This is a genomic window from Pseudomonas sp. Wu6 (assembly GCF_019891515.1).
Lineage (GTDB): Bacteria > Pseudomonadota > Gammaproteobacteria > Pseudomonadales > Pseudomonadaceae > Aquipseudomonas > Aquipseudomonas orientalis_A.
In genome coordinates this window covers 67,354-82,957 of the sequence record NZ_JAFLXH010000030.1, presented here as the reverse complement: position 1 = coordinate 82,957, position 15,604 = coordinate 67,354, and the positions used below count along the sequence as shown (strand labels likewise).

The following is a 15,604-nucleotide window of genomic DNA, read 5'->3' as shown; positions in this document are numbered from 1 at the left end:
GAAGATTTCTTCAACAACTTCAACCACTTGCGCTTGCGATCTCTCGTAAGCGGGAGGCGAATTCTACAGCGTTACACGCTGCTGTCAACACCTCTTTTTCAACTTCCTTTTTGGCTTCGATGAACTGAAGCGGCCTGCTGTCGAAAACTACTTAACTCTTTGTTTACCAAGGAGTTTTCCGTTTCGACTGCGCCGGAAGTGGGGCGAATTATAGGCGCACAGAATCTGCCGTCAAGGGCTAATTACAGTTTTGTTGCAGAAGACGGTTTTTTAGCAATAAGGCGGGGGATTCGGCGCATCACCGGTGGCACCCGCAATAGAAGAAGCAGCGCACCAATGGACGCGTAGACAGCCCACTCCTTCAAATCAGCCCGAACTATCCAGAGCATATGCAGCAAACCAAGTCCGAGAATCACATAGACCAAACGGTGCAGTTTCTTCCAGCGGCTCCCCAACCGTCGCTGACTGTAACGATTGGAGGTCGCAGCCAAAACCAGCAAGCCCACAAACCCCAACGTGCCGACAATGATGTACGGGCGCTTACGCAATTCCACGCCCAACTGCGACCAGTCAAGCCCGAGGACAAACACGCAATAGGCTGCCAAATGCAGCGTCACATAGACAAAGCACCACAACCCCAATTGCCGGCGTACCGCAATCCACCCCGCCCAACCGCTCAGTTTCTGAAGCGGAGTCATGCCAAGCGTGATCAGCAACAGAATCAAGGTGCCCAAGCCGAGGCGATCCACCAGCACCTTCCCAGGGTCGGGCCCGAGGGCAAAACTCCAGGCTTCATATAGCCAGAACAACGGCCATACCGCGACCGCTATAAAAACGCCAATGCGCCAGAGCGGATAGCGCATCAATAGTTCTTCCGCAGGTCGAGGCCCGTATATAAAGAGGCGACCTCATCGGAGTAGCCATTGAACATCTGGGTCTCGCGCACGTTCGGGCTGAAAAGACCGCTCGGCAAACGACGTTCCCGCGCCTGGGTCCAGCGCGGATGGTCGACCGTCGGGTTCACGTTCGCATAGAAGCCATACTCATCGGCGGCAATACTCTGCCAGGTCGTTTTCGGCTGTTCGCTGACAAGGCTGATGCGCACAATCGACTTCACACTCTTGAAGCCGTATTTCCAAGGCACGACCAACCGCAACGGTGCACCGTTCTGGTTAGGCAACTCTCGCCCATACATACCAACGGCAAGGATCGCCAATGGATTCATCGCCTCGTCCAGGCGCAGCCCTTCTATATAAGGCCAGTCGATCAAGCCGAAACTGGAGCGCTGACCCGGCATGCTCTTCGGATCCTGCAGCGTTTCAAAGCGGATGAACTTCGCTTTGGAGGTGGGCTCAACCTGCTTGAGCAAGGCGGAAATGGGGAAGCCGATCCAGGGAATAACCATCGACCACGCCTCAACGCACCGCAGACGATAGATGCGCTCTTCCAACTGGTAAGGCTTCATGAAGTCTTCAAGTGCGTAGCGCCCAGGCTTGGCCACCTCACCATCAATCACAACGCTCCACGGTTCGGTCTTGAGTGAACCGGCATTTGCCGCCGGGTCGCCCTTGTCCGTGCCAAATTCATAGAAGTTGTTGTAGTGGGTTGCGTCCTTGAACGGCGTGATGGCCTCGTCCTTGACGGTCACTGCCTGCCACTTGGTGCCGGGGAGCTTTTGCGCAAACCAGTCAGGCGCCCTGCCCGGCTCGACGTCGGCATAGCGTGCGGCCTCCTCTGCACTGGCCCAACGAGGCAAGCTGCTGGCGGCAATACCGGCGAGCGCGCCACCGAGCAAGCTGCGGCGAGAGAGATAGAAGGATTCAGGGGTGACATCCGATTCGTGGCAATCGGACGCTTTGGGCAATTTGATTAACATGGCAACTCCGCAGCATTGGAGGACAGGTGCACCAATAGACTGCGGAGTATGGGGGAAATTACATTAAGGCAATGTTTTGTCCCGACGAAGATGCAGCAGGTACTGGACCGGCCCAGAAGCGGCGTAGACCAGGAAGGCCAACAATAGAATGCGCGGCGGATCGCTGAACACCACCGCAAACACCAGCACCACAACAAGAATCGCTACGAAAGGTACACGCCCCTTGAGGTCCAGCTCCTTGAAGCTGTTGTACTTGATGTTGCTGACCATCAACATGCCGGCCGCAGCAACCATCAGCGCTACCAGGAACGACATCTTCGAACCCTGAATGCCGTAATCACTGAACGCCCAGACGATACCCGCCACCACGCCCGCGGCAGCAGGACTGGCCAGGCCAATGAAGTAACGCTTGTCGGCAGTACCTACCTGAGTGTTGAAGCGCGCAAGACGCAACGCCGCACCTGCAACATAGATGAAGGCAACCATCCAGCCGACCTTGCCCATATCACCCAGCGCCCAGGCAAACGCCAGCAACGCAGGGGCAACTCCGAAGGCGACCATGTCCGACAAAGAGTCGTACTCGGCACCGAAGGCGCTTTGGGTATTGGTCATGCGCGCCACACGACCATCCAGGCCATCAAGCACCATGGCGACGAAAATGGCGATGGCAGCAAAACCGAAGTACTTGCTGGCACTCACGGCATCACCTGCCGCCAACGCGCTCTGGGCGCTCATCGAGTTGATGATGGAGTAAAAGCCGGCAAACAGGTTCGCCGTCGTAAACAGGTTGGGCAGCAGATAGATGCCACGATGCCGGACCTTGCGGCCTTCCGCGTCATGCCCTTCTTCGACATGTTCATCGATCGGCAGCATGCTTTCGGCGTCGGAAGCCTGGTTTGGCTCTTCGGGACGTTCGCTCATGGACTTTACCTTGCAACGGTGTGAAAAAAATTCGACAGATACTTGCGGCGAGTGTTCGCCCGCAAACGATGCAGCTTTATACCAGAACCCGCTTACCCAAACGAAAAAACGCGGCCTAAGCCGCGTTTTCCCTTGATACGTACGACTTAGTTCTTGGCTTTGTCGACGATCTTGTTGGCACCGATCCACGGCATCATGGAGCGCAGTTGCTCGCCGATGACTTCGATACCGTGGGCGGCGTTGTTACGACGCTTGGCGGTCATCGAAGGGTAGCCGGTGGCGCCTTCGCTGATGAACATTTTGGCGTATTCGCCGTCCTGAATACGTTTCAGGGCGTTGCGCATGGCCTGACGGGATTCGGCGTTGATCACTTCCGGGCCGGTCACGTACTCGCCGTATTCGGCGTTGTTGGAGATCGAGTAGTTCATGTTGGCGATACCGCCTTCGTACATGAGGTCAACGATCAGCTTAAGTTCGTGCAGGCATTCGAAGTAGGCCATTTCCGGCGCGTAGCCCGCTTCAACCAGGGTTTCGAAACCGGCTTTCACCAGTTCAACGGTACCGCCACACAGTACGGCTTGTTCGCCGAACAGGTCGGTTTCGGTCTCGTCCTTGAAAGTGGTTTCGATGATGCCGGTACGACCGCCGCCAACACCGGCCGCGTAGGACAGCGCAACGTTCTTGGCGTTGCCCGAAGCATCCTGGTAGATCGCGATCAGGTCAGGAATACCGCCGCCCTTGACGAACTCGGAACGTACGGTGTGGCCTGGAGCCTTTGGCGCGATCATGATCACGTCGAGGTCAGCGCGCGGCACAACCTGGTTGTAGTGGATCGCGAAGCCGTGGGAGAAGGCCAGGGTGGCGCCCTTCTTGATGTTCGGCTCGATTTCATTCTTGTACAGCGCGGACTGGAATTCGTCCGGGGTCAGGATCATGACCAGGTCGGCGGCCGCAACAGCGGAAGCCACGTCAGTCACTTTCAGGCCATGGGCTTCAGCCTTGGCAACGGTAGCCGAGCCTTTGCGCAGGCCAACGGTCACGTCAACGCCGGAATCTTTCAGGTTGCACGCTTGAGCATGGCCCTGGGAGCCGTAACCGATGATGGCGACTTTCTTGCCCTGGATGATCGACAGGTCACAATCTTTATCGTAATAAACTTTCATGAGGTTCCTCTATATATCCAGGCCGTAAGGCCATTCGCTAATTGGGTTAGATGCTGAGTACTTTGTCGCCACGGGCAATCCCGGTGACACCACTGCGTACGGTTTCCAGAATCGAGGCCGTCCCGATCGACTGGATGAAGCTGTCCAGCTTGTCGCTTGTACCGGTCAGTTGAACGGTATAAACGCTGGCGCTCACATCGACGATCTGCCCGCGATAAATATCGGTAGTGCGCTTGATCTCGGCACGCTGGGCGCCCGTGGCCTTGACCTTGACCAACATCAGCTCGCGCTCGATGTGGGCACTTTCCGACAGGTCGACCAGCTTGACCACTTCGATCAGCTTGTTGAGGTTCTTGGTGATCTGTTCGATCACCTCATCGTGGCCCACGGTGGTCAACGTCAGGCGCGACAGGGTCGGGTCTTCGGTTGGGGCCACGGTCAGGCTTTCGATGTTGTAGTTGCGTTGCGAAAACAGGCCGACAACACGGGACAGAGCGCCGGGTTCGTTCTCCAGAAGCAGGGAGATAATGTGCCGCATGATTAAGTACGCTCCGTCTTGTTCAGCCACATGTCGCGCATAGAGCCGTCTTTGATCTGCATCGGGTAGACGTGCTCGCTGGTATCCACCTGAATATCGATGAACACCAGGCGATCCTTCATGGCGAACGCCTCTTCCATCTTCGGCTTCAGATCTTTCAAATCGGTGATGCGCATGCCGACGTGGCCATAGGCTTCAACCAATTTGACGAAATCGGGCAACGATTCCATGTAGGAATGGGAGTGACGGCTGCCGTAGCTCATGTCCTGCCACTGACGAACCATGCCCAGCACGCCGTTGTTCAGGCAGACGATCTTCACGGGAAGACCGTACTGCAGGCACGTCGACAGTTCCTGGATGTTCATCTGGATACTGCCTTCACCGGTGACACAGGCAACGTCAGCCTCCGGAAAGCTCAGTTTTACACCCATGGCCGCAGGGAAACCGAAGCCCATCGTGCCCAGGCCACCGGAGTTGATCCAACGGTTAGGCTTGTCGAATGTGTAGTACTGCGCGGCGAACATCTGGTGCTGGCCCACGTCGGAGGTCACAAAGGCATCGCCCTTGGTCACTTCGCACAGGGTCTCGATCACGGTTTGAGGCTTGATGATGCTGCCGTCGCCCTTGTCGTAAGGGAACAGGCCGCGGTCGCCGCGCCATTCGTCGATCTGCTTCCACCAGCTGGCAACGGATTCCTTGTTCGGCGTTTCGCCGATGTCCTTGAGCGCAGCGACCATTTCAGTCAAGACGCTTTCAACAGGACCCACGATCGGCACGTCCGCCTTGATGGTCTTGGAAATGGACGCCGGGTCGATGTCGATATGGATGATCTTGGCATTCGGGCAAAACTTGCTCGCGCCGTTGATCACGCGGTCATCGAAACGTGCGCCCACGGCCAGGATCACATCGGCGTGGTGCATGGTCAGGTTGGCGGTGTAGCTGCCGTGCATGCCGAGCATGCCGACGAACTGACGGTCCGAACCCGGGAATGCGCCGAGGCCCATCAAAGTATTGGTCACCGGCAGGTTAAGCAGCTTGGCCAATTCGGTCAGCGGTGCGGAACCGCCCCCCAGAATCACGCCACCACCGGAGTACAGCACCGGGCGCTTGGCCGCCAGGAGCATTTCGGCCGCCTTGCGGATTTGCCCCGAGTGCCCGCGCACGGCCGGACTGTAGGAGCGCAGCTTGGCTTTCTTCGGGAAGATGTATTCGAATTTCTCGGCCGGGTTGGTCATGTCCTTGGGAATATCCACCACGACAGGACCCGGGCGACCGGATTGTGCGAGGTAGAACGCCTTTTTCATGACTTCCGGAATTTCCGACGCGTGCTTGATCATGAAACTGTGTTTCACGATCGGCCGGGAGATACCGATCATGTCGGTTTCCTGGAACGCGTCGGTGCCGACCATGGTGCTGGCGACCTGGCCGGAAATGATCACCATCGGAATGGAGTCCATATAGGCAGTCGCGATGCCGGTTATGGCATTGGTTGCGCCTGGGCCGGACGTTACCAGTACCACGCCGGCTTTACCGGTGGCACGGGCGTAACCGTCAGCCATATGGGTCGCGGCCTGTTCGTGACGAACCAGGATGTGGGTAACAGCCGGTTCCTTGAACAGTGCGTCGTAGACATGCAGCAGAGCACCACCTGGGTACCCGTAGATATAGTCGACGCCTTCGTCACGCAAAAAGCGGACGAGCATCTCACCGCCAGATAAAAGCTCCACGTTGTTCACCTCTAAAACGCCAGAATACCGTCCGTTGAAAACCGACGGGTCTTAATAGGTTTACTTCTCAACAGAGCATGAGCGACGGTGGTCGCCGACTACGTCAGCACTGACTGAGCAAGTATTGGGATCGTCCCAAGTGTTGCGGGCTTTTCCCACCCAGCGCGAGGTAACGCGTTGCGGGTGTTACAGGTCGGCGCGGATGTGCGCCTCATGATCTGCTGAGCGGGCCTGCTTCTGGCAGTCCCGATACAGCGGACTTTGGATTCTTCTGTTTCAGGCCCTTCAAGTCAAGCAATAATTGCGCTTTTTTCCAACTAAGCGCATGAGAACGTAGGAGAAAGGGCTTTGAGGAGGGATAAAACTCGCCTGAATGTCGTCAAGCGGTAGAAATATGCGCAAGACTGCCGGAAAAACCGGCAGTCAGGCAATTAACGAGCGTCAGCGATCAATTGGTCGAACTTTTTCAGCGCATTGCGCAAGCCAAGGCTCTCCCGAGGACGGTCGGCGTAGACCATCTCGGCCATCTCCAGAATCCCGGAAGCATTGGGCAAAGGCAGGTCCTGTTCGAGGATCTGCTTCATACGGACCAGGAAAATCCATTGCAGCCACTGGTGGAAATCCAATGTATCGACCGAAAACGGCTCGGCGCTGCCGAGCGCTTCGGCGCTGGGGGACACCTCGTCCCACCAGCCCTGCACGCGCAGCTCTCGCTCGATCAGCAACAACTGTTCGGCAATCGCCGGAAAACGTTCATCCATCAGAGATTGACCTTGGCTTTCGCCCGAGCCTGGGCAGCGCCGGCGGCGTCACCCTGGGCGGCACGCGCGTCGCCGATCAACGCCCACAGGCTGGCTTGCAGGTCCGGACGACCGTTGGCCATGCTCAAACCACGGCGAGCGAACTGCTCGGCTTGCGGTGCATCACCCTGGGCCATGCGCACCTGGGCCAGGCGATAGAGCACTTGCGGTTCGCGAGGCGCAACGCGCTGGGCACGCTCCAGACTCGACGAAGCGCCATTGAGGTCGCCACCGGCCTGCTGTTGCTGGGCGGTGGTGAGCAGCGCTAATACCGGGCCATCGAGTTGCTCGTCAGCGGACAGGCCGCCCGCACTGGATGACGAAGGAATGCCGCTCGGCGTCGACGGCACGTTGTACGTGCCCTGGTTGACCGGCGCGGTCTGGATCGGCGTGGCATCGACCGGACCCGAAGTGCTTGGCCCCGGGGTCCAGGGTTCGGCGCTGATCGGGGCTGCGGTAGCAGCACCACTGCCAGGCACCATCACCACCACGCCCGAGTCCTGCGGCATTGCCTGCGGCTTGGCCTGTGCCGGACGGTTGGTCACGGTTTGACGAAACCCGCCCTTGGCCGAAATCCGCTCGCTATTGGAGACGCCCGTACTCGCGTCCACCACCGGAATAGAGCCGCGTTGCACGCTGGAGCAACCGCCGAGCAAAGCCAGAACTGTAATCGCTGGAATCCACAACTTGTTCACTTGAAACCCTCTTTGCTTAATTCATCCAGCCCTTGACCCAATCCATCACCGACTCCGCATCAGCCGGGGCACTGCCCCCGCAGGCGGCACCGGGTGGTGGCTCGCTGCCGCGAATATACGGCATCTGCACCGCCCCCGGGCAGTTGGCGTCGGAACCCTGACCTGTGTGCGGATCAATCCAGGCCTGCACGATATTGTCAGGCTGCGGCATGTTGAGCGGCAACGGGTCAGCTTTACGCATGAAGCTGGTCCAGACCTGCAGCGCACCGGTCGCACCGGTGAACGGCGTCTTGCCATTGTCGTCACGGCCCAGCCACACCACGGCCAGTACGTCCTGGCCGAAACCTGCGAACCAACTGTCGCGCGAGTCGTTACTGGTGCCGGTCTTGCCCGCCAGCGTCAGGTTCGACGGCAGCACGCTATAGACCGAGCGCCCGGTACCTTCACGCATCACGCGCTGCATGGCGTTCTGGATCAGGTAGATGGAGCCCGCGTCGAAACGCTGCTGGATCTGGAACGGGTAGCGCTTGAGCGGCTCGCCCTCGGCGGTCAGCACACTGCGAATACCGCGCATCGGGGTATTGAATCCACCGTTGGCCAGGGTCTGGTACATGGTGGCCACTTCCATCGGACTCATGGCTGCCGCCCCCAGCAGCATTGACGGGAACGCCGGGAACTCCCGTTCGATGCCCAATCGCGCCAGCGTCTTCAGCACATTCGGCACACCGACTTCGAGCCCCAGGCGCGACGTCGAGATATTGTAGGAATGCGCCAGCCCCTGGTACAGAAACACGGTGCCGTGCGAGCGGCGGTCGAAGTTCTTCGGCGTCCACACCTGACCATCGGCGCCTTTGATCGACAGCGGATCGTCCGACAGCCAACTGGTGAGGGTGTACTTGCTCGGCTTTTCCAGGGCGGTCAGGTAAACCGCCGGCTTGACCAGCGAACCGATCGGCCGCACGGCATCCAGGGCACGGTTGAAACCGGCGAAACTGGCCTGGCGGCTGCCGATCATGGCCTGGACTTCACCGGTTTCCGGGTTGGTCACGACCATGGCAGCCTCGACTTCATCAGAGCCTTTACGGCCGGTCAGGCGTTTGAAGGTGTCATTGACCGACGCCTCGGCCTTCATCTGCAGAATAGGGTCAAAGCTGGTGAAGATGCGTAGGCCTTCTTCGGTCAAGTCTTCGTCGCGGTAGTCTTCGCGCAACTGACGTTTGACCAGGTCGATAAAGCCGGGGAACGAGCTGTCCGCCAGCTTGCCGCGGGTGGTGACGCCCAGCGGCATTTTCTTCGCCGCAGCGACCTGTTCGGCAGTGGCAACGCCCTGCTGTTCCAGAACATCGAGCACCAGGTTACGGCGCTCAAGCGCACGCTCCGGGTTGCGCCGCGGGTTGTAATAGGACGGCCCCTTCACCATCCCCACCAGCAAGGCCACCTGATGCAATTTCAATTCGGACAGCGGTTGCCCGAAGAAAAACTGGCTGGCCAGGCCGAAACCATGCACCGCGCGCTGACCGTCCTGGCCGACGAAGACTTCGTTGAGGTAGGCCTCGAGGATTTCCTGCTTGCTGTAATGCAACTCCAGGAGCATGGCCATCATGGCTTCGGTGAGTTTGCGCGTCAGGCTGCGCTCGTTGGTCAGGTAGAAGTTCTTCACCAACTGCTGGGTGAGCGTACTGCCGCCCTGGGTCATCCTGCCGCCGGAGGTATTGACCCAAACCGCGCGGGCAATCGACTTCGGCGAAACGCCCCAGTGACTATAGAAGTCGCGGTCTTCGACAGCGACCAGGGTTTCCAGCAGATACGGAGGCGCCTGATCGAGCTTGATCAGGATGCGGTCTTCAAGGTTCTTCGGGTAGATGCCGCCAATCATCAGCGGTTCAAGACGCACCACCGGCAGCTTGGCGCCGTTGAGCGACGACAGCTCGGCCACGTAATCGCCGGAAAAGCGCACGCGTACCGGCTGGGCTTTTTCCAGGCCTTCGTAGAACTGGAAGCCACGGGTGTTCAGGTCGACGGTATTGCCGCTGACCGCCGCCGCGCCCGGGCCGTTGCTCACGGGCTCGCGTCGATAGCCCAGCGCATCGAGTTCGGTGAGAAAGTCGTCCTTGCTCAGTTTCTGGCCGGCGAACAATTCCAGCGGGCGTGCATACACCTTGGCCGGGATGGTCCAGCGCTTGCCGGAGAACTTCTCCTGGACCACGGCGTCGAGATACACCGCAACGCCGGCGAGCGCCACAAGGCCAACCAGGCCGAGCTTGAGCGCCCAGCCCAGCCACGGGCGCAGGCTGCGCGAAGGAGGTTTTTTACGGGAACGGGGAGATCGGGTTCGAGTCATGGCGGCGGATTATACGCACTTTATTGATGATCAACATGAGCCGGACAGCGGTTTGCACGACCGCCCGTAGCGGCCATAATGCCTGCCATGATTTCTCCCAGACTTTGAAGGATCGCCCGTGAGCCAGTCCCTGATCGCAGCCCTGCAAAACCCGGCGTTGTACCCGCATCCGGTGGAAGCATTTCACGTTATTGAAACCCATATTTCCTGGGTAATCCTGACCGGTCCTTACGCTTATAAACTGAAGAAACCGATGAACTTCGGGTTCCTGGACTTCACCGATCTGGAAAAACGCGGCCACTTCTGCAACGAAGAACTGCGCCTCAACCAGCGCCTGACCGAAGATTTGTATCTTGAAGTGTTGCCAATTACCGGCACTGCCGACGCACCGCAACTGGCTGGCGACGGCCCGGTCATCGAATACGCGCTGAAAATGCGCCAGTTCCCGCAGAGCCAGATGCTGAGCACCTTGCAAGCCAACGGCGAACTCACCAGCGCGCACATCGACGAAATGGCCAGGCAGATTGCGCACTTCCACATCAACGCCCCCAAAGTCCCACAGGAACACCCCGCCGGCACCCCGGATGAAGTGATGGCACCGGTACGCCAGAACTTCGAACAGATCCGCCCATTCCTCAGTGACAAGGCCGACCTGACTCAACTGGAAGCCCTGCAAGCCTGGGCCGAAAGCAGCTTCGAACGCCTCAAGCCGCTGCTGCAACAGCGCAAGCTCAATGGATTCACCCGCGAATGCCATGGTGACATTCACCTGGGCAACGCCACGCTGATCGACGGCCATGTGGTGATCTTCGACTGCATCGAGTTCAACGAGCCGTTCCGCTTTACCGACGTGTACGCCGACACCGCGTTCCTGGCGATGGACCTGGAAGACCGTGGCCTCAAATGCCTGGCGCGACGATTCATCAGCCAGTACCTGGAGCTGACCGGGGATTATCAGGGCCTGGAGCTGCTCAATTTCTACAAGGCGTATCGTGCTCTGGTCCGGGCCAAAGTTGCGCTGTTCAGCATGCCGAGCGAAGCCGACCCGGTACAACGCGCCACCACCCTGCGCCAGTACCGCAACTACGCCAATCTGGCTGAAAGCTACAGCACGATTCCCTCGCGCTTCCTGGCAATCACCCATGGTGTTTCGGCCGTGGGCAAAAGCCATGTCGCCCTGCGCTTGGTCGAGGCATTAGGCGCTGTTCGCCTGCGCTCGGACGTGGAGCGCAAGCGCCTGTTTGGCGAGCAGCCTGTGGAAAATACACCGCAGGCCGGCATCTATAACCATGACGCCAGTGCTGCAACGTACACGCGGCTGAACGAAATTGCCGACACCGTGCTTCGCGCCGGTTTCCCGGTGGTGCTGGATGCCACCTTCCTCAAACGCGAACAACGCGACGCGGCGGCCCGGGTTGCCGAAGCCACCGGGGCTCCGTTCCTGATTCTGGATTGCAATGCGCCCCAGGCCGTCATCGCCAGTTGGCTGGCACAACGTCAGGCAGATAAAAACGATCCGTCCGACGCAACGTTGGTGGTTATCGAACAGCAGCAAGCCAATCGTGACCCGCTGACAGCGCAGGAGCTGCTGTTGAGCAAGCGCGTCGAGACCAACGAAAGCGGGACCCTCGATGCGTTGGTTGCGCATATTCGTCAGCGCTTGCCCGGCCTGTAAGAAATATTTCCTGGTCGTGTCGCCACGTTGGCGCACGACTCTGCGATAGTGGCACTATAATGGCGCCATAATACCAACAGGAGTCGCCGTCATGAGTCATCCCAAGCTTCTTGATACCCCGCTCTACGCGCTCCTGCACAAGGACGACATCCGCGGCTTCAATCAGGAACGCCCCGGTGACGGGGTTATCGACATGCGTGGCGGCGACTTCCGAGGGTTGGACCTGCGCGAACTGAACACCGCAGGTATCGACTTCACCGACGCCTACTTCCGCTCCGCCGACCTGCGCGGGCTGGATTTACGTGAGTGTTCACTGGAAGGCGCCAGCCTGGCCCACGCGCAGATTTCCGGCACTTACTTCTCCTCCGACCTGACGGCTGACGAGATCCTGATGTCGGTCAATTTCGGCACACGCCTGCGTTACCGCACCAAATAACCTCAAGACTTCGGCTCCCGGCCGCGCGACAGGCGTGCCGGGCGCTTTACCCTGCCTGAGATATGGCGGAGTTCTTATAAGCTTTTGAGCCGTTCCCGAGCAAAAAATCACACTTTTCCTACTGAGCGCTACACTCATTTTCAGGCTTGCCTGGTCACGATACCCACCGCACCCTTCGGCCGTCGCAAGGAGGCTTGATGAACGATGAGCTGCAGCACCTGAAAAATCTTGGCAAGACGTCGGCGCAATGGCTGCATGCGGTGGGCATCCACAGCGCATCCGACTTACGCCGCCTGGGGGCGGTCGATGCTTACCGCGCCGTGCGCACTCGCGGGTTCCGAGCATCGAAAGTCCTGCTGTATGCCATTGAAGGCGCATTGATGGATGTGCATTGGAACGACATTCCCGCAGAACGCAAAGAAGCGCTGAACCGTCAGTTCGATGCGCTCTCGACGCGCAAGAAAATTTAGGTCTGCGGAAGGGCAGTTGGAGAAAAATACGGGAATGGATAAAACAACTGTTGACTCTCAAATGAGAATCGTTATGATTATCACAACTGGTCGCGAGATCAGCCGATAACTGAAAGACCATTGGTTCGGACTCTCAGATTATCTCCTCATCAGGCTAATCACGGTTATTTGACCCGGCTCTTGCCGGGTCTTTTTTTGCCTGGAAAACCCTGTGCTCAGCGCGCGATGATCAACGGATGACCACGTTCCGGATGCGACTGCACCAACACATCCAGGCCAAACACCGCCTTGAGCGGCTCGGGCCGCAGCACCTGTGCCGGCGTGTCCAGGGCATGCGGGCGCCCACCCGCCAGCAGCAGGATACGATCACAGTAACGCGCGGCCAGGTTCAGGTCATGCAGGATCACCAGCACCGCCGCGCCACGGTCGGCAAAGCTGCGGACGGCCTGCAAGGTCGTATGCTGATGCAACGGATCGAGCATCGATGTCGGCTCATCCAGCAACAACGTCTGCCCCGCCTCGCCCGGCCATAATTGCGCCAATACTCGGGCCAGGTGCACCCGCTGACGCTCCCCGCCCGACAAGGCCAGGTAACTGCGACCGCTCAGGTGCCCTGCATCTGCCGCATGCAGCGCCGCGCGGATAATCTCCTCATCACGTACGCGACCGGTCTGATGGGGCAAACGTCCCATGCCTACCACTTCCTCGACACGGAAAGCGAAATCCAGGGTGGAGGTCTGGGGCAGCACTGCCAGGCGTTGAGCGCGTTGCGCGCCGCTCAAACGCTTCAATTCCTGCGCACCCAGCCAGACTTTGCCCTGATCAGGCAACAATTCACCGCACAGCGCACTCAACAAGGTGCTTTTACCCGCACCGTTGGGGCCCAATACGCCCAGCACTTGGCCCGGCAGCAGGTCCAGGGTCACATCCGCCAACACGGTCTTGCCTGCGCGACGGATGTGCAACGCTTCCACCCGCAGCATCAGGCGCGCCCCCGCAACAATAAATAGAGAAAAAAAGGCGCGCCGATAAACGCGGTGACGATACCGATCGGCAATTCCGCCGGCGCCAACGCCAGGCGCGCCACCAGATCGGCAAACAGCAGCAAACTCGCGCCCGCCAGCACCGAAGCCGGCAGCAACACCCGGTGATCCGGGCCTGCCAGCAACCGCACCAGATGCGGCACCACCAATCCGACAAAGCCGATCATGCCCGCCGCAGCCACCGCTGCGCCGACGCCCAACGCCGTACAGAACACCAGTTCACGCTTGAGCTTTTCAACATCGATACCCAGATGACTGGCCTCGGACTCACCCAGCAACAGCGCATTCAAGGCCTTCGCTCGGCGCGGCAGCCACAGCGCCACGCCCGCACTGACCAGCAGCAACGGCCATAATCGCGAATAACTGGCACCGTTGAGGCTGCCCAGGTTCCAGAATGTCAGGGTACGCAAGGTGGCGTCGTCCGCCAGGTAGGTAAACAGCCCCACCGTCGAACCGGCGAGCGCCGTCAGCGCAATGCCGGCAAGCAGCATCGTCGCGACGTTGGTCTGGCCGTTGCGCCGTCCCAATCGATACACCAGCGCGGTGACGCCCAGGCCGCCCAGAAACGCGCAGATCGATAATAGATACGGCCCGACCGCGTCCGGCAGCCCGCCAAAAAACGAGCCTGCGACAATGGCTACCGCAGCCCCCAATGCCGCGCCACTGGACACACCCACCAAGCCAGGATCAGCCAGCGGGTTGCGAAACAACCCCTGCATCGCCACGCCCGACAATGCAAGCACGCCCCCGACGGCCAGGCCCAGTAACGTGCGCGGCAAACGAATCTGCCCCAGGATCAACTCGGCCTGTTCGAGCCCCTGGGCATTGATCGGCATCCCCATCAATCGCAATGCGGCCCTGAGTGTGTCGAACAACGGCAGGCTGACCGGGCCCAGGGCCAATGAGAGCCAGATCGCCACCAGAGACAACAGCGCCAGCCCGATAAACAGCGTTTTCGGTTTAACCAATGTCGTCATGGGGCGGGTTGCGCGCTGGACGGGTAAAACCCGGCCGACAACTGCGCCAGGCTCTGCGGCAAGCGTGGCCCGAGCCCGCCCACCAGCAGTGTCGGGTCCAACTCAATCACCCGGCCGCTCTTGGCCGCTGGCGTGGACGCGAGGATAGGATTTTCCTTGAACAACGCCACACGGGCCGCTTCACCGCTGAGTGCCCGATCAGCAAATACCAGCACATCGGGACTCAACCCGGCCAGCGACTCCACCGAGAACAGTTTGTAACCATTGTGAGTCGCCAGGTTACGGCCGCCGGCCTGCTGCACTATCCAGTCAGCGGCGGTGTCCTGACCGGCGATCAACGGCTTGCCGCCGGCGTGCCCGAGCAACAGCAACACGCCCGGTGCTTTTTGCGTCACCTGGGCCTTGGCCACCCAGGCTTTCTGTCGGTCCAGAGACTGCTCATAGCCGCTGAACAATTGGCTGGCCCTGGCCTCGCTGTCCAGCAGCTTACCCAAATGCGCCAGGTTGGTTTTCAGGCTGGCCAAATCCGGCTGTGCCGAGAACATTTCTACCTGCACCCCGGCGCTGCGGATTTGCGCCAGCACCGGTGGTGGCCCCATTTCCTCGGTACCCACCAGCAGTTGCGGGCGCAGACTGAGAATGCCTTCGGCCGACAATTGGCGCTGATAACCGATACTTGGCAATGCCTTGAGTGACGCCGGATGCTGGCTTGTCGTGTCCACGCCGACCAGTTTCGACTCGCCCCCCAATGCCGTCACCCACTCCGATAACGCGCCACCGGCGCTGACCCAGCGTTGCGGCAGCTCCGAGGCTTGGACCGCTTGGCTGACCAGCAATCCGGCAACAAGCGCAATAACGCTGGCACTCAGGCGCATAACAGGGTTTCCTTTCAAGGCAGAGCCGCTCATGCACTCATCAATGTGACAGATACAGCCTGCCCGG

Annotated in this window: 15 protein-coding genes; 3 read left to right on the top strand and 12 right to left on the bottom strand. The window is 59.5% G+C overall.

Annotated elements, in window-relative coordinates; genetic code table 11:
• Positions 1–242 precede the first annotated feature (242 nt).
• The 9 genes from msrQ to mrcB form a co-directional block, all read right to left on the bottom strand.
• Entirely contained in the window at positions 243–863 is a 621-nt protein-coding gene (gene msrQ, locus J1G34_RS19900; RefSeq protein ID WP_222994527.1) for a protein-methionine-sulfoxide reductase heme-binding subunit MsrQ, read from the bottom strand.
• On the bottom strand, positions 863–1,876 hold the full coding sequence (gene msrP, locus J1G34_RS19895; protein WP_065897569.1) for a protein-methionine-sulfoxide reductase catalytic subunit MsrP: 1,014 nt from the start codon (positions 1,874–1,876) through the stop codon (positions 863–865). The genes msrQ and msrP overlap by 1 nt, the downstream gene beginning before the upstream one ends.
• Before the next feature lie 63 nt (positions 1,877–1,939).
• Positions 1,940–2,797 carry a CDP-diacylglycerol--serine O-phosphatidyltransferase gene (gene pssA / locus J1G34_RS19890; RefSeq protein WP_065883999.1) on the bottom strand — a complete coding sequence of 286 codons (858 nt, stop codon included), beginning with the start codon at positions 2,795–2,797 and terminating at the stop codon, positions 1,940–1,942.
• Positions 2,798–2,943: 146 nt separating this feature from the next.
• Positions 2,944–3,960 (bottom strand): ketol-acid reductoisomerase, encoded by a 1,017-nt coding sequence (gene ilvC / locus J1G34_RS19885; RefSeq protein ID WP_003176099.1) that lies wholly within the window; start codon positions 3,958–3,960, stop codon positions 2,944–2,946.
• A gap of 46 nt (positions 3,961–4,006) precedes the next feature.
• The gene (gene ilvN, locus J1G34_RS19880; RefSeq protein ID WP_003176102.1) at positions 4,007–4,498 is read right to left on the bottom strand and encodes an acetolactate synthase small subunit; all 492 of its coding nucleotides are present in this window, start codon (positions 4,496–4,498) and stop codon (positions 4,007–4,009) included.
• Between the two features lie 2 nt (positions 4,499–4,500).
• Positions 4,501–6,225, bottom strand: coding sequence for an acetolactate synthase 3 large subunit (locus J1G34_RS19875; RefSeq protein WP_065884006.1), 1,725 nt, complete (start codon positions 6,223–6,225; stop codon positions 4,501–4,503).
• Between the two features lie 431 nt (positions 6,226–6,656).
• Positions 6,657–6,986 carry a YqcC family protein gene (locus J1G34_RS19870; protein WP_065897570.1) on the bottom strand — a complete coding sequence of 110 codons (330 nt, stop codon included), beginning with the start codon at positions 6,984–6,986 and terminating at the stop codon, positions 6,657–6,659.
• Positions 6,986–7,720: a tetratricopeptide repeat protein gene (locus J1G34_RS19865; RefSeq protein ID WP_222994526.1), complete on the bottom strand. Its 735-nt coding sequence runs from the start codon at positions 7,718–7,720 to the stop codon at positions 6,986–6,988. The genes J1G34_RS19870 and J1G34_RS19865 overlap by 1 nt, the downstream gene beginning before the upstream one ends.
• A gap of 16 nt (positions 7,721–7,736) precedes the next feature.
• Positions 7,737–10,061 (bottom strand): penicillin-binding protein 1B, encoded by a 2,325-nt coding sequence (gene mrcB / locus J1G34_RS19860; RefSeq protein WP_065892291.1) that lies wholly within the window; start codon positions 10,059–10,061, stop codon positions 7,737–7,739.
• 118 nt (positions 10,062–10,179) lie between these two features.
• On the opposite strand from mrcB, the gene J1G34_RS19855 reads away from it, so the two are divergent.
• The 3 genes from J1G34_RS19855 to J1G34_RS19845 all read left to right on the top strand — a co-directional run bounded on the left by J1G34_RS19855 (position 10,180) and on the right by J1G34_RS19845 (position 12,642).
• Positions 10,180–11,736, top strand: a complete 1,557-nt coding sequence (locus J1G34_RS19855; protein ID WP_065883992.1) for a bifunctional aminoglycoside phosphotransferase/ATP-binding protein — start codon at positions 10,180–10,182, stop codon at positions 11,734–11,736.
• Between the two features lie 91 nt (positions 11,737–11,827).
• Entirely contained in the window at positions 11,828–12,172 is a 345-nt protein-coding gene (locus J1G34_RS19850; protein WP_065883988.1) for a pentapeptide repeat-containing protein, read from the top strand.
• Between the two features lie 197 nt (positions 12,173–12,369).
• On the top strand, positions 12,370–12,642 hold the full coding sequence (locus J1G34_RS19845; RefSeq protein WP_065883985.1) for a TfoX/Sxy family protein: 273 nt from the start codon (positions 12,370–12,372) through the stop codon (positions 12,640–12,642).
• Positions 12,643–12,857: 215 nt separating this feature from the next.
• On the opposite strand, the gene J1G34_RS19840 is transcribed toward J1G34_RS19845, so the two are convergent.
• The 3 genes from J1G34_RS19840 to J1G34_RS19830 are packed head-to-tail and all read right to left on the bottom strand — an operon-like array spanning position 12,858 to position 15,537.
• Entirely contained in the window at positions 12,858–13,625 is a 768-nt protein-coding gene (locus J1G34_RS19840) for a heme ABC transporter ATP-binding protein (protein WP_065937297.1), read from the bottom strand.
• The gene (locus J1G34_RS19835; RefSeq protein WP_170876042.1) at positions 13,625–14,608 is read right to left on the bottom strand and encodes a FecCD family ABC transporter permease; all 984 of its coding nucleotides are present in this window, start codon (positions 14,606–14,608) and stop codon (positions 13,625–13,627) included. The genes J1G34_RS19840 and J1G34_RS19835 overlap by 1 nt, the downstream gene beginning before the upstream one ends.
• 50 nt (positions 14,609–14,658) lie before the next feature.
• Positions 14,659–15,537: a heme/hemin ABC transporter substrate-binding protein gene (locus J1G34_RS19830; protein ID WP_222994525.1), complete on the bottom strand. Its 879-nt coding sequence runs from the start codon at positions 15,535–15,537 to the stop codon at positions 14,659–14,661.
• Between the last annotated feature and the right edge of the window lie 67 nt (positions 15,538–15,604).